Origin of the sequence: Streptomyces griseoluteus (genome assembly GCF_004784465.1) — a bacterium.
Classification (GTDB): Bacteria; Actinomycetota; Actinomycetes; order Streptomycetales; family Streptomycetaceae; genus Streptomyces; species Streptomyces griseoluteus.
Genome location: NZ_SRRU01000004.1, coordinates 291,985 through 304,624 on the forward strand (window position 1 = coordinate 291,985; position 12,640 = coordinate 304,624).

A 12,640-nucleotide genomic window follows, 5' to 3' on the forward strand; every position below is an offset into this window, starting at 1 on the left:
CTGGACCGGCCCGTGTTCCCCTGAGGTTTCCGAGGAGGGCGGCCCGCCGCGACCTTCGCGCGGCCCCGGGACGGAGATGGGGCTCGTGACCGAGATGGAGTACGGGGACCGGCGCGAGCAGCGGCGGACCGTGGGCCGGGGCACCGCCTGGCTGGTGCCGCTGGTGCTGCTGGCGGCCATCGTGACGGTGGACCTCCAGACCGGGGAGAAGTTCCGCGTGGTCTCCTGGATCATCCTGGTGCCGAGCATCGCCGCCGCGATCTGCGGGGTCGGCGCGACCATCCTGTTCGCCCTGCTGTCCCTGGCCGCCTACCTCGCCGTGGACACCGCCTTCCCCGAGCGGTACCGGGCGGGCACCGCCGACTTCGTGCTGCTCGCGTTCGGCGGCGTGCTCGCCGTGACCGCCTCCGTGGTGCGGACGCGCCGGGAGCGGCGGGGCCTGCACATGCGGGACATCGCCGAGACCACCCGCCGTACGGTGCTGCGCCCGCTGCCGCCGAACTGGGCCGGTCTGGAGCACGCGGGCGTGTACCTGGCCGCCGACGTGGACGCGCGGGTGGGCGGTGACTTCTACGACATCCAGCCCGGCCCGAACGGCACGCGGGTGCTCCTCGGGGACGTGCAGGGCAAGGGCCTCGGCGCGGTGGAGACGGCCGCCGCCCTGCTGGGCACCTTCCGCGAGGTGGCGTACCACGAGCCCGACCTGGTGACCGTGGCCGACCGGCTGGAGGTGCGGATGTGCCGCCACCGGGGGCACACCGCCGCGCTGGGCCGGTACGACGGCGACCGGTTCGCCACCGCGCTGCTGCTGGGCTTCCCCAAGGACGCGCGGGACGCCGTCGAAGTGATCAACTTCGGGCACGAGCCGCCGCTCGCCGTGGGCCCGCGCGGAGTGCGCCCGCTGCCCGGCGGGGAGCGGCTGCCGATCGGCTTCGGGGACCTCACGGGGGCCGCGGAGCCCGGCGCCGAACCGGGACCGCCCGCCTGCCGGGTGCGGCTGGACGAGGACGAGACGCTGCTGATGGTGACGGACGGGGTGACCGAGGCCCGCGACCGCGCCGACGAGTTCTATCCGCTGCTGGACGACGTGGCCCGCGCGGTGGCCGCCGACCACGGCCGGGCCGCGCCCCGGCGGCTGGTCCGCCTGGTCCGTGAGGGCGTGCTGCGGCACACCCGTGGCCGGCTCGACGACGACACCACCGTCTTCGCGCTGCGCAGGCTCCCCGAGCCGCAGTCCGACCCCGGCCCCGCGTCCACGACCGGGCGACCTTCGCGGGCCTGAGCCGCGCCGCCCGCGTCCAGCGGTTACGGTGCTGGCTGACCGGCGTAACCGGCCGGCCGAACACAGGGGGAGGCGCCATGCCCGGAACCGTGCTGCTGCTCGCGGCCGCGCCGCTGGGCCGCGGCCGCCTGGTGGACGCGGCGGCCGTGCTGCCCGTACTGGGCGCGGTCGCGCCGTCCGTGCTGGCGGGCACCGACACCGCGCACGTGGTCGAACTCGCCGACCCGCTCGACCCGCAGGGCGTGCTGACCCGGCTGCGCGCGGCCGCCGCCGCGTCCGGCCCGCTGACGGTGTACGTCACCGGGCAGCTGCTGCTGGACCGCCGCCAGCGACTCCCCCACCTCGCGCTGGCCCGCACCACTCCGGCCACCGCCCGCTACACCGCGCTGCCCTGGCACTGGCTCAAGGACGAGCTGCGGCTCCGCCCGGCCGGGACCACCCATCTGCTGCTGGACCTGCACGCGGACGCCGAGACCTGGGCCGATCTGGCGGAACGCCCGCTGGACTCGGGCCGTACGGCCGTCGTGCACGGCCGGATCGCGCCCCCGCCGGGCCGGCGCCGGATCGCGGAGCCGACGTACATGCGGGCCGTGGCGGCGCTGCTGCGCGGCGGGCACCGGCCGCCGGTCGCGGAGCTGCACCGGCGGGCGCTGGACCGGATCGCGGCCGAGCTGCCGTCCAACCTGGTGCTCACCGCCCCCGACGACGAGGGCGACCCGCACGCCGCGCTGAGCGCCGCCGTCCGGGCCGGGCGCCATGCCGACGCCGACCGGCTGGCCGCCCGCCACCAGGAGGCGGCGGTACGGCGGCACGGGCCCGCCTCCGAGGACGCCCTGCACTGGGCGGAGGTCCGCGCCGACCTGGCGATGTTCGCGGGCGACCCGGTGCGCAGCTGCCGCGCCTGGCTCGGCGTGGCCGGCTTCCGCCTCGCCTCCGGCCACGCTCCCGACGCCCCCGCCGTGGAGTCCGCGGTGGACCGCGCCCACCACCAGTGGAGCCGCATCGAGGACGCGGACCGGGTACGCGAACTGGGCCACAAGCTCGCGGAGTTGCGTGCCCGGGTACCAGGACGCCGGGAGGGCGCCCTGGACGCCGTGCGGGAGCGGCTGGAGCAGCTACAGGACAGCTGACGTCACTTGGTGAACAGGAAGTACTTCCAGGAGCCGTACGTCGTGGAGTTCACGCTGTCGCCGGAGCTGCCGTTGATGTACGACGAGCGCACCCGCAGCCGGTAGCCGGCCTCCTGGCCGTGGTCGCCGGTGTACCGCACCTCGGAGACCCCGTTGGTGCCGAGCTTGAAGTAGTCCGACCCGGCGTCGTACCAGGTGCCCTGGTAGTGGACCTGGATCTCCAGACGGTGCGAACGGCCCTTGTAGTAGGGCATCTTGGTGGTGAAGCGCGGGTCGGTGGACTTGTGGAAGTAGGCGTAGGTCTGGCCGTACGTCCTCACCGACTTGTACTGCTTGGCCGTCGTCAGGGACACGCTGACGCGGGTCCAGACGGTGCTGGTGGCGCTCGCCGTGGCGGTGCGCGCGTCACCGGCGAACTTCGCGGTGAGCTTGGTGTCCCGGCGCAGGTCGAGGGTGACGGCGAGGTCGCCGTTGGAGTTGACCTTGCCGGACTTCACCAGCTTGTTCGGCTTGTCGGCGCCGTAGGGGTCGGCCCAGATCTCCACCGTGCGGTTCTTGTACGTCTTCCCCAGGTGGGCCGTGAACTTCACGTCCTTGCCGTAGGAGTAGACCTTGCCGTTGTTGTTCAGCGACAGCGACGCCTTGCTGCGGGAGACGGTCGCACTGTCGCTGCCGGAGGCCGCGGTGTGGGCGGCGTCGCCCGCGTAGGACACCTTGTACGTGACCTTGCCGCCGGCCGGCGGGGTGTCGGTGAAGGAGTAGCTGCCGTCGGCCTTCGTGCCGACCTGGGGCAGCGGCTTGCCCTTGGGGGACTCCAGGTCGGTGCGGGTCACGGTGAGCCGGGTCCCGGCCGGGAGCGCGGCCTTCGAGGTCACCTTGCCCTTGACGGTGAGCGTCTTGGCGCGGGTCGCGGTGGCCGGGGCGTCGGCGGTGACCTTGGTGACGGCCTTGGTGGGGCCCTCCAGTACGCGCAGCCGGTAGGCGCCGTCGTAGTCGTGGCTGACCGCGAAGAGACGGGAGCTGTCCGGCGCCCAGGCGAGTCCGGCGTCCGCGAGGATCTGGTCGCTCGCCTCGAAGTCGTACTCCCGGACCGACGTCCGCTGCCCCGGCTTGAACACGAACACGTCGGGCTCGTACGCGCCGTCGATGCCCGCCGCCACCGAGCCGTCCGGGGCGATGTCCACTGCGTTCGGGTAGGCGTCGGTCGGGTAGGAGCCGTCGTCCGACAGGTCGGCCGTGTTGTAGACCGCCTGGTGGTACGGGTAGCCGCTGGCCACCACGAGCCGCTGCCCGTCGGGTGTGACGGCGAGGTCGCGCAGGTTGCCGCCGTCCACGCTGCGATGCGCGGTGCGGACGGGGGTGCCGGACGAGACGTCGTAAACGCCCAGTTCGGACGGGCTCTGCGACGGGATGCCGACGACCAGGGTGCCGCCCGCACCGTCGAGCATGGGCGCGGCGAACCAGGGGCTCTGCGGGTCCTGGGCCAGGGCGACGGTGGGCTCGGCCGCGGTGAGGTCGATCGAACCGATGTTGCCGCCGATGCCGGTGGCGTCGGAGTCGTAGCCGAACCACAGCTTGCCGCCGGCGATCGCCGGGTACTTCGGGTCGATGTCGCCCACCGGATAGCGGGCGGACTCGGTGGCGGTCGCGGTGTCGATGGCCACGATCGCGTCCGTGCCGCCGGGGACCGCCGCGTACAGGGTGGCGGAATCGGCGGAGAGTTCCAGGCCGAGCACGCCGGGCAGGGCGGTGAGCTGCTTGACGACCGTGCCCCGGTAGTCGGTGACGACGATTTTGCCGCCGGACGGGTCGCTGAGGAACACCCGCTGGTGGAGGCCGTCCACCACCAGGGAACCGGTCGACCTGACCGGCAGCGGCTGCACGGTGTCGGCGTGGGCGGGGGCGGCCGCGAGGGCCGCCGAGCTGAAGAGCACCGCCAGAGCGGTGGCGGTGGAGCGGGTGCGTATACGCACGCTGATTCGAACCCCCCGGAACGAATGCTGAGTTGGAGCCGTACGGGCGGCACGGCGCGGAGAGTCCCCGGTGCGCCTGTGATGTGGGTGAGCTGTGTGCCTCGTGCGGCGAGTGAGCAAAGAGTAGGTCATGCCGCTGACAGCGTCACGCGCTGATCACCAGGTGAAGCCCTCTTGGATCTTCATGCAGGCATCCGTCCTGTCGCCGCTCAGTACGGCCGCCGATTCGGGGACCTCGCGCTCGGCGGGTTCGGGGAAGCGGTCGCCGGAGGGCCAGTCGGCGCCGACGACGAGGGTGATGTCCCGCGCGTCGTCCACCGCGCGGACGCGGGCGGGGGGGATGTTCAGCTCCTTGGCCACCGCCAGGGCGTCGCCCCTGAGCGTGGTGCCGGAGTAGAGGACGGAGGTGCCGGGCTCGGCGGCGGGGGTCTTCTCGTCGAGGGTGTGGGTGAAGCCGTGGTCGCGGAGGATGCCGGCGACCGCCCCGGCGCGGTCGGGCGCGGGGGACTCCAGGCCCGCGCCGGTGCCGTTCTTGACCCGGACGGTGATCTCGGCGGGGGGCGCGGCCGGGTCGGTGGTCTTCGGACCGGGGTCCTTGGTGCCGCGGCCGTCCAGCGGGACGTCGTCGCGGACCATGGAGACGAGCTTGTCGGCGTCGTCGGCGGCGGGCACCAGGCGGTTGCGGTCCTGCGACCACGGGGTGGTGGGCAGGGTGGTCATGGTGATCCGCTCGGTGGGCACCTTCTGCAGCTCCATCGAGAGGTCGTACAGCTTCTTGACCGTGCCGAGGCCCTCGTCGACGGTGAGCGCGCTGGTCGCGGCCTCCGCGAGGCGCCGCATCTCGGCGGGGTTGCCGAGAGTGGCGTTGGCGCGGAGCTGGCGGACCATGGAGTTCATGTACATGTGCTGGGCGTGGGTGCGGCCGACGTCGGTGCCGTCCTCGAAGCCGTAGCGGGTGCGGAGCCACTGGAGGGCCTGCTCGCCCTTGACCGGGTGGGTGCCCGCCCTGAGCTTCAGACCGGAGCCGTGGCCGCTCGCGGTGTGCGAGTAGACGTTCTGCTCCACGCAGACCGGGACGCCGCCGATGGCGTCGGCCATGGCGACCACGCCGGAGAAGTCGACCATCATGAAGTGGTCCACGGGAATGCCGGTGAGCCGCATCCAGGTGGCGACCGTGCAGCCGGGGCCGCCCCGGCCCAGCGACTCGTTGGCCATCGCCAGGCTCAGCTCCGGATACACCTTCTTGGTGACGGGGTCGGTGCAGCGGGGGATCGGGACCATGGTGTCGCGGGGCAGGCTGATCACCGACATGTCGTTCCGGTCCGCCGAGACGTGCAGCAGCATCTGTACGTCCGCCAGCGGGGGGCGGCCCACATCGCCCTTGGAACCGCCGAGTTCGAGGTCGTCGGCGGTGTTCCGGCTGTCCGAGCCGATCAGCAGGATGTTCAGCGGGGTACGGCCCGCCGCGTCCGGCGTGGCCGAGGGGTTGGGGCTGTCGCCGAGGTTGAGCGGGGCCTTGGCGAGGTTGCCGTTGAGGTGCCGGTAGTAGAGGTAGCCGGCGGCGGCGGTGCCGAGCAGGAGCAGGGCCAGCGCGAGGGCGGTCCAGCGCAGGACGCGTCCGGCCCGCTTTCCCGGCGGCGGCCCGGTCTCGCCGGTGGTGTCCGGTGCCCCGGTGTCCTCCGTGCGCAGGCTGCTACCCGTCATCCCCCGTGCCCTTCCGCCCTGGCCCCCCGACCCCGGCCACCGAAAAGAAACCCCGTTCAGCGGCAAGGCGGTTCGCGCTGCGTGAAGGGCCTGGCCGGATCGTGGCTCACCCTAATGGCGGGGTCCGCTGTCAACTGTTGACGGTGAGATATTCCACTCCGGTACAACCGGTGTCTTGATGGTGTTTGGGGGGGTTCGCCGGGCGGCTCGGGGTGGGTTTTACTCGGGGTTGGGCGAGAAACCCCCTTGCGCGACGAGGCGTTGGGGTTGTCAGGGCTGGGCGTGCCGGGCGACGGGTTCGGGGGCGGCGCCCGCCGCACGGGCCGGGCCGGCGTGGCCGGCGATCACGAGGGTGGCAACGGCCACCACGGCCGCCACGGTCCCTCTGGCGAACGGGCCGGCGTCCGCGAGGCGGAGCCGGGTGCGGGCGGGAGCATGGGGGCGTGCGGCGGGCGTGCGACCTGGCACGGCTACCTCGCAACATCAGCGACGGGTCAAGCGGACTTGAGCCGCCGTTTAACCTAGGGCTGCGGGACCTCAACGACAAGGGGACCCAGGGGAGTTGGGGAGGGGCGGGCATGCCGGAGCGGGACGGACCGGAGGTCGTCGGACGGCGCGTGCAACGGCTGCGCGCCGAACGCGGTATGACCCAGCGACAGTTGGCCGAGCCCGCCTACACCCCCGCCTACATCTCCACCCTGGAGGCGGGCCGGGTACGCGCCTCCGACGACGCCCTGAGGTACATCGCGGACCGGCTCGGCGTCACCTACGACGAGCTGGCCTCCGGCCGCCCCGCGGGACTCGTCACCGCCCTGCGGCTCCGGCTCACCGAGGCGCAGCGCCTCCTCGCGGACGGCCGCGCCGAGGAGGCCACCGAGCGGTACGCGGCCCTGCTGGCCGAGGCGGAGGAACACGGCCTCGGCCACGAACAGGCCGCCGCCCTCATGGGACTTGGCGAATGCGCGCTGGAGACCGGTGAACTCCGTTCGGCGCACGACCACTTCGAGCAGGCTGAGGCACTGCTCTCCGGCGAGACCCTCCCGGTACGGGTACCCGCCGTACGCGGCCGGGCCGTGGCGCACTACCTGGGCGGTGAACTTCGCTACGCGGTCTACCTGCTGGAGTCCGCCCTCGACGAACTCAACCGGGGCGGCCTGCACGACCCGGACGCCCTGCTGCACCTCTACACCGCTGTCATCGGCCCCTACATGGACATGGGCGCCCACGCCCGCGCCGCCCAGGCCGCCGAGTTCGCGCTCGCCCTCGCCCCGCGCGCCGCCGACCCCGCGCTGATCGCCCGGATGCACCGCTCGGTGGCCCGTACGCTGCTCGCCGAGGGCCGGCACGCCGAGGCGGACGCCTCCCTCGCCAAGGCGGCCGGGCTCTACCGCCAGCTCCGGCTGCGCACCGAGCTGGCCAACTGCCACTGGATGCGCGGCTACGTCCACGCCCAGGCGGGCGAACTGGACCGCGCCGAAAGCGAACTGCGGCAAGCGCTGGAGATGCTGGCCGAGACCCGTGCCGCCCTGTACCGCAGCCAGGCCGCGGTCGAGCTGGCCGACGTCCTGCACCGCCGGGGCAGACCCACCGAGGCCGCCGCCCTCCTCGACGGCGTCCTCGGCGACTTCTCCTCCGAACGCGGCGCCGTGCACGCGGCCGCCGCCCACCGCCTCCTCGGCATCATCGCCGAGGAGGCGGACGAAACGGACTCGGCCGAAGAGCACTACGTACGCGCCCTGAGCCTCCTCGAACGCGCTGGTGCGGCAGGCGACCTGGCCGACCTCTGCCGCCTCCTGGGCGACCTCCTCCGCCGCACGGGACGCACGGAGGCGGCCCTGGACGCGTACCGCACGGGGCTGGGCCACCGGACGACGCCGGGCACGACCACATTGGGCCCGGCACCGGCCGGGCCGCCGTTCTAGACCCGCCGCTTTGGACCCGCTGCTCTAGACCTGCGCCCGACCCTGCCGCCGTACGTCCGCCAGCCTCAGCGCGCCGATCTGTACCGCCGCCTGGGTCGCGTCGTTGGGGACGTCGCCCTGGCCGCCGTTGGTGAGGGCGAAGGCGTCCTCGCCCACTCGGGCGGCGGCCAGTTCGACGGTGAGGTCCTGCTCGTCGGCGTCGGGGTTCTCGGGGTCGGTGGCGGTGAGGGTGAGGCGGAGGCCCTGGCGTTTGTCGCCGACCTCGGGGAGGGGGAGGTCGGAGACCTGGACGTCCTCGGTCCAGCCGGTCTGGGTGGTGGCGGTGAAGCGGGCGCACTTGGCCGGCATCTCGCCCAGCCACTTCAGGTCGGCGTCCACGTCGGAAGGGCGCCGGGCGCCGATCTGGTAGCGGAGCTGGGCCCGGGTGCCGGGGTCGTCCAGGGCGACGGCGACGCGGGCGGGGGCGCCGAGGACCTGGTCGGAGTAGAGCGCGTCCAGCAGCCGCTGGCACTCGGCCACCTCCGACCTGGCCTTCAGCAGGCCGTCCCGCCAGGTCGCGATGGAGTCCGCCGCCGCCCACGGCGAGCCGAGGTCGGACTCGGTGACCAGCGCCGCCCGCGCCTGCGCGTCGGTGAGCGCGGAATCCCCGGCGGCCGGTGCCCGGGAGGTGGCCGAGGGCTTCTCGACCGTCGGCAGGGAGTACGTCGCGGTCGGCGGATGCTCCAGACCGAGGGTGACGCACCCGCTCAGCGCGAGCAGGGAGCCGAGCGGCAGGAGGACACGGGCGCCGCGGGTACGTATGCCTCCGGTCATCGGGTGTGCCTCCTGATCGTTCCGGCCGCTGCCTGCTCCTACGGCACCACCGGCGATCACCGCCCACCAGCGCTCCGGTCCGTTCGGGTGAGGGCATAAGGACCGAGGGGGCGGGCGCTCGTCTAGGGTCGGTGTGTCCGTTACGCAGCGACGCCCGGCAGGAGGCCGCCGTGCAGCCCGTGGTGCCCGTGATCATCGACTGCGACACCGGCGTCGACGACGCGCTGGCCCTGCTCCTCGCCGTCCGCCACCCCGGACTCGACCTGCGCGCGGTGACCTGCGTGGCCGGGAACACCGACGTGGACGGCGTGGTCCGCAACACCCTCACCGTGCTGGAGCAGGCCGGCGCCCCCGACATCCCGGTGGCCCGGGGCGCCGAACGCCCGCTGCTGGAGCCCGCCCGCCCGGCCCGCCATGTGCACGGCAGCGACGGCATGGGCGACCTCGGCCTGCCCGCCCCCACCCGCGCCCCGGCCGCCGTGGACGCCGTCACCCTGCTGCACCGGGAGATCCTCGCCTCTCCGCGGCCGGTGACCCTGATCCCCACCGCGCCGCTGACCAACATCGCCCTGCTGCTGCGCACCCACCCGGAGGTGACGTGCAACATCGAGCGCATCGTCTTCATGGGCGGCGCGGCCGGCGTCGGCAACGCCACCCCGGTCGCGGAGTTCAACGTCTGGCACGACCCCGAGGCGGCCGCGATCCTGCTCGGCGCGGACGTGCCGATCACGATGTACGGGCTGGACGTGTTCACCCGCGTCGTGGTCCCCGGCACGGAGGTGCGCCGCCTGCGCGGCTCCGCCGAGCCCGGCGCGAAGCTCGCCGGTGACCTGCTGTCCCACCGCCCGAGCGCCCCCGGCACCACCCCGGACGACGAGGAGGCGGGCGGCCTCGGCGACGCGGGCGCGGTCTGCGCGGTGGCCGACCCGGCCGGGCTCACCACCCGTCTGCTCCCGGTCGAGGTCAGCCTCGCCCCCGGCCCGGCGCGCGGCCAGACCGTCGTCGACCGCCGCCCCCGGCCGGGCGAGTCCGAGATCCACGGCGGCGCCCGCGCGCGGCCCCTGGTGGACGTGGCGCTCGATGTCGACGTGGCCCGGTACGTGGACCTGTACCTGAAGACGGTGGAGCGGCCGTAGCCGAGGATCACGTTTCCGATTCGGGGCGAGTTGGGCAGATTCCTGGCCTCAGGCGAACCGTACGAACGGAGCCCGCATGGCGGACCTCTCGTCCAGGAACCCGGACTGGTGGCGGCAGGCCGTCATCTACCAGGTGTATCCCCGCAGCTTCGCGGACGCCGACGGCGACGGCCTGGGCGACCTGGCGGGCGTCACCGGCCGCCTGGACCACCTGGCCACGCTCGGCGTCGACGCCCTGTGGCTCAGCCCCTTCTACCCCTCCGAACTGGCCGACGGCGGCTACGACGTCGCCGACCACCGGGGCGTCGACCCGCGCCTCGGCACCCTGGACGACTTCGACACCCTGGTCGCGGAGGCCCACCGCCTGGGCCTGAAGGTCGTCGTCGACCTCGTCCCCAACCACACCTCGCACCGCCACCCCTGGTTCCAGGAGGCCCTGCTCTCCGCGCCCGGCTCGGCGGCCCGCGCCCGTTACGTCTTCCGCCCCGGCCGCGGAAAGTACGGCGAACTCCCGCCCACCGACTGGCAGTCGGTGTTCGGCGGCAGCGCCTGGAGCCGCGTCCCGGACGGCGACTGGTACCTCCACCTGTTCGCCCCCGAGCAGCCCGACCTCGACTGGTCCCACCCCGAGGTCCGCGAGGACTTCCGCACCACCCTGCGCTTCTGGTCCGACCGGGGCGTGGACGGCTTCCGCGTGGACGTCGCCCACGGCCTGGCCAAGGACCTCACCGAACCCCTGCGGGACGTCGGGGGCATCGGCGCCACCGGCGAGGAGGCCCTGCCCCTGCTCGCCCCCGGCAGCCACCCCTACTGGGACCGGGACGAGGTCCACGAGATCTACCGTGACTGGCGCACCCTGCTGGACGCCTACGACCCGCCCCGCACCGCCGTCGCCGAAGCCTGGGTCCCGGACACCCGGCGCGCCCTGTACGCCCGCCCCGACGAACTGGGCCAGGCGTTCAACTTCGAGTATCTGGAGACCGGCTGGGACGCGGACCGGCTGCGCCGCGCCATCACCGCCTCCCTCGCGGAGGCGCACACCGCCGGTGCCTCGGCGACCTGGGTGCTCTCCAACCACGACGTGGTCCGGCACGCCTCCCGCCTGGTCCTGCCGCCCGGCACCGACCTGGACGCCTGGCTGCGCTCGGGCGGCACCGACCCCGCCACCGATCCCGACGCGGGACTGCGCCGGGCCCGCGCCGCGACCCTGCTGATGCTGGCGCTGCCCGGCTCGGCCTACCTCTACCAGGGCGAGGAACTGGGCCTGCCCGAGGTCGCCGACCTGCCCCCCGAGGCGCTGCGCGACCCGGTCTGGGAACAGTCGGGGCACACCCGTAAGGGCCGGGACGGCAGCCGCGTACCCCTGCCGTGGACGGTCACCGGACCCTCGTACGGCTTCGGCCCGGGCCCGGCCTGGCTGCCGCAGCCGGAATCGTTCGCCCGGTACGCCGTCGAGGCGCAGGCCGGCGCCGAGGGCTCCACGCTGGAGCTGTACCGCACCGCGCTCAGGCTGCGCCGCAAGCTGCTCCAGGGCGAGGAACTGACCTGGACGCCCGGCGCGCCGCCCGGCGTCCTGGACTTCACCCGCGCCCCCGGCTGGCGCTGCCTGACCAACCTCACCACCGAGCAGGTGGAGCGTCCGGCGGGCGAACTCCTGTTGTCCAGCGCGCCCTTGAGCGAGCCGGACCTACTCCCGCCGGACACCACGGTGTGGCTGGGCTAGCCGATCGTCGGGGTGGAGCCCGGCTCGGCCGGGGTGGGGTCCTCGCGGGTGCTGTTCGAGGCCGGTTCGCCGGGGATGGCCAGCGGGGTCGAGGTGGCGTTCGGCGGCGGGGTGAGCACGACCTGGGGCTGGCCGGGGTCCGGCGCGGGCGGGGTGAGGTTGTCCGAGGGCAGCTTGGGCGGGGTGGTCTGCTGGAAGATGGTCTGGTCGAAGTCGACCAGACCGGTCTTCTCCATCACCGTCATGTGGTCGAGCACGGTGTCGTTGGCCTGGTCGGCCAGCGAGCGGATCAGCGAGTTCTTGGTGGTGGACCGGATCTTCGCGATGGCGTTGAAGATCGAACCGTGCGTCATCCGCAGGATGTTGGCGAAGTCGGTGTCGAACGCCTTGCCGGTCTCGCCCTTGAGCTGGGTCACGAACCCCTCCTGCTGGGGGCTCGCCACGTTGGGGATCGTGATGTTCAGCATCGGCGCGATCTTGCGGCAGGAGGCGTCCAGCGCCGCGTGCCCGTCGATCAGGTGCTTGCTCGCGATCTTGACCCCCTCGGAGGAGCCCTTCTGGAGCCCGATCTGCCCGAGCGGGTACTCCCACAGCCCGGCCGCGCGCACCTTCACCACGAAGTCCCGGTCCTGCTCGGTGAGCGGACCCCACTGGGTGTTGGCGATGATACGGGTCTGCGAACTGGAGACGGTGTCCAGCCCGAGCATGCCCGGGTAGGCCAGCGCCGCGAGGGTCAGTGCCATGGCACCGCCCACGAAGAGAGTTCCCGTCGCGTTCCGCGAAAAGCGCACCGTTCCTCCTGCCCGGTCGTGGTTCCGCCGACAGGCGGTTCAGACACACAGCAGTACGGACGCGGAGCCGAATCGTCTCGACAGCCGCCGAAAAGATTCCGCGCCGGTGTCCGGTGCTGTGCGACGGGGGCGTCCTTGGCCCGCCAACGACCAGTGTATGAGCGGA

Annotated in this window: 10 protein-coding genes; 5 read left to right on the forward strand and 5 right to left on the reverse strand. The window is 73.4% G+C overall.

Annotated features, from left to right (window positions below):
- Nucleotides 1-76: 76 nt before the first annotated feature.
- Together E5082_RS13240 and E5082_RS13245 are read left to right on the forward strand one after the other, a co-directional pair.
- Entirely contained in the window at nt 77-1,282 is a 1,206-nt protein-coding gene (locus E5082_RS13240; protein WP_190045271.1) for a PP2C family protein-serine/threonine phosphatase, read from the forward strand.
- A gap of 77 nt (nt 1,283-1,359) precedes the next feature.
- The gene (locus E5082_RS13245; RefSeq protein ID WP_135791438.1) at nt 1,360-2,412 is read left to right on the forward strand and encodes a hypothetical protein; all 1,053 of its coding nucleotides are present in this window, start codon (nt 1,360-1,362) and stop codon (nt 2,410-2,412) included.
- Between the two features lie 2 nt (nt 2,413-2,414).
- Here the strand turns inward: E5082_RS13245 and E5082_RS13250 are convergent, their stop codons facing one another.
- The 3 genes from E5082_RS13250 to E5082_RS13260 form a co-directional block, all read right to left on the reverse strand.
- The gene (locus E5082_RS13250; protein ID WP_135791439.1) at nt 2,415-4,385 is read right to left on the reverse strand and encodes a WD40 repeat domain-containing protein; all 1,971 of its coding nucleotides are present in this window, start codon (nt 4,383-4,385) and stop codon (nt 2,415-2,417) included.
- 156 nt (nt 4,386-4,541) lie between these two features.
- Nucleotides 4,542-6,089 (reverse strand): LCP family protein, encoded by a 1,548-nt coding sequence (locus tag E5082_RS13255; RefSeq protein ID WP_190045272.1) that lies wholly within the window; start codon nt 6,087-6,089, stop codon nt 4,542-4,544.
- A gap of 270 nt (nt 6,090-6,359) precedes the next feature.
- On the reverse strand, nt 6,360-6,557 hold the full coding sequence (locus E5082_RS13260; RefSeq protein ID WP_135791440.1) for a hypothetical protein: 198 nt from the start codon (nt 6,555-6,557) through the stop codon (nt 6,360-6,362).
- A 110-nt stretch (nt 6,558-6,667) separates the two neighbouring features.
- Between E5082_RS13260 and E5082_RS13265 the strand changes: the two genes are divergently transcribed.
- On the forward strand, nt 6,668-8,011 hold the full coding sequence (locus E5082_RS13265; RefSeq protein WP_135791441.1) for a helix-turn-helix domain-containing protein: 1,344 nt from the start codon (nt 6,668-6,670) through the stop codon (nt 8,009-8,011).
- A 24-nt stretch (nt 8,012-8,035) separates the two neighbouring features.
- On the opposite strand, the gene E5082_RS13270 is transcribed toward E5082_RS13265, so the two are convergent.
- Nucleotides 8,036-8,824 carry a hypothetical protein gene (locus E5082_RS13270; RefSeq protein ID WP_135791442.1) on the reverse strand — a complete coding sequence of 263 codons (789 nt, stop codon included), beginning with the start codon at nt 8,822-8,824 and terminating at the stop codon, nt 8,036-8,038.
- 170 nt (nt 8,825-8,994) lie between these two features.
- Between E5082_RS13270 and E5082_RS13275 the strand changes: the two genes are divergently transcribed.
- Nucleotides 8,995-9,960, forward strand: a complete 966-nt coding sequence (locus E5082_RS13275; protein ID WP_135791443.1) for a nucleoside hydrolase — start codon at nt 8,995-8,997, stop codon at nt 9,958-9,960.
- Nucleotides 9,961-10,036: 76 nt separating this feature from the next.
- Nucleotides 10,037-11,683, forward strand: coding sequence for a glycoside hydrolase family 13 protein (locus tag E5082_RS13280; protein ID WP_135791444.1), 1,647 nt, complete (start codon nt 10,037-10,039; stop codon nt 11,681-11,683).
- Here E5082_RS13280 and E5082_RS13285 read toward each other — a convergent pair.
- Nucleotides 11,680-12,426 (reverse strand): DUF4142 domain-containing protein, encoded by a 747-nt coding sequence (locus E5082_RS13285; RefSeq protein ID WP_229918821.1) that lies wholly within the window; start codon nt 12,424-12,426, stop codon nt 11,680-11,682. The genes E5082_RS13280 and E5082_RS13285 overlap by 4 nt on opposite strands.
- Between the last annotated feature and the right edge of the window lie 214 nt (nt 12,427-12,640).

Excerpts from the sequence above, each read along its gene's own strand:
- E5082_RS13285 (WP_229918821.1), bottom strand. The coding sequence starts at position 12,426 with ATGGCACTGACCCTCGCGGCGCTGGCCTACCCGGGCATGCTCGGGCTG.
- E5082_RS13245 (WP_135791438.1), top strand. The coding sequence starts at position 1,360 with ATGCCCGGAACCGTGCTGCTGCTCGCGGCCGCGCCGCTGGGCCGCGGC.
- E5082_RS13255 (WP_190045272.1), bottom strand. The coding sequence starts at position 6,089 with ATGACGGGTAGCAGCCTGCGCACGGAGGACACCGGGGCACCGGACACC.
- E5082_RS13270 (WP_135791442.1), bottom strand. The coding sequence starts at position 8,824 with ATGACCGGAGGCATACGTACCCGCGGCGCCCGTGTCCTCCTGCCGCTC.
- E5082_RS13265 (WP_135791441.1), top strand. The coding sequence starts at position 6,668 with ATGCCGGAGCGGGACGGACCGGAGGTCGTCGGACGGCGCGTGCAACGG.
- E5082_RS13280 (WP_135791444.1), top strand. The coding sequence starts at position 10,037 with ATGGCGGACCTCTCGTCCAGGAACCCGGACTGGTGGCGGCAGGCCGTC.
- E5082_RS13240 (WP_190045271.1), top strand. The coding sequence starts at position 77 with ATGGGGCTCGTGACCGAGATGGAGTACGGGGACCGGCGCGAGCAGCGG.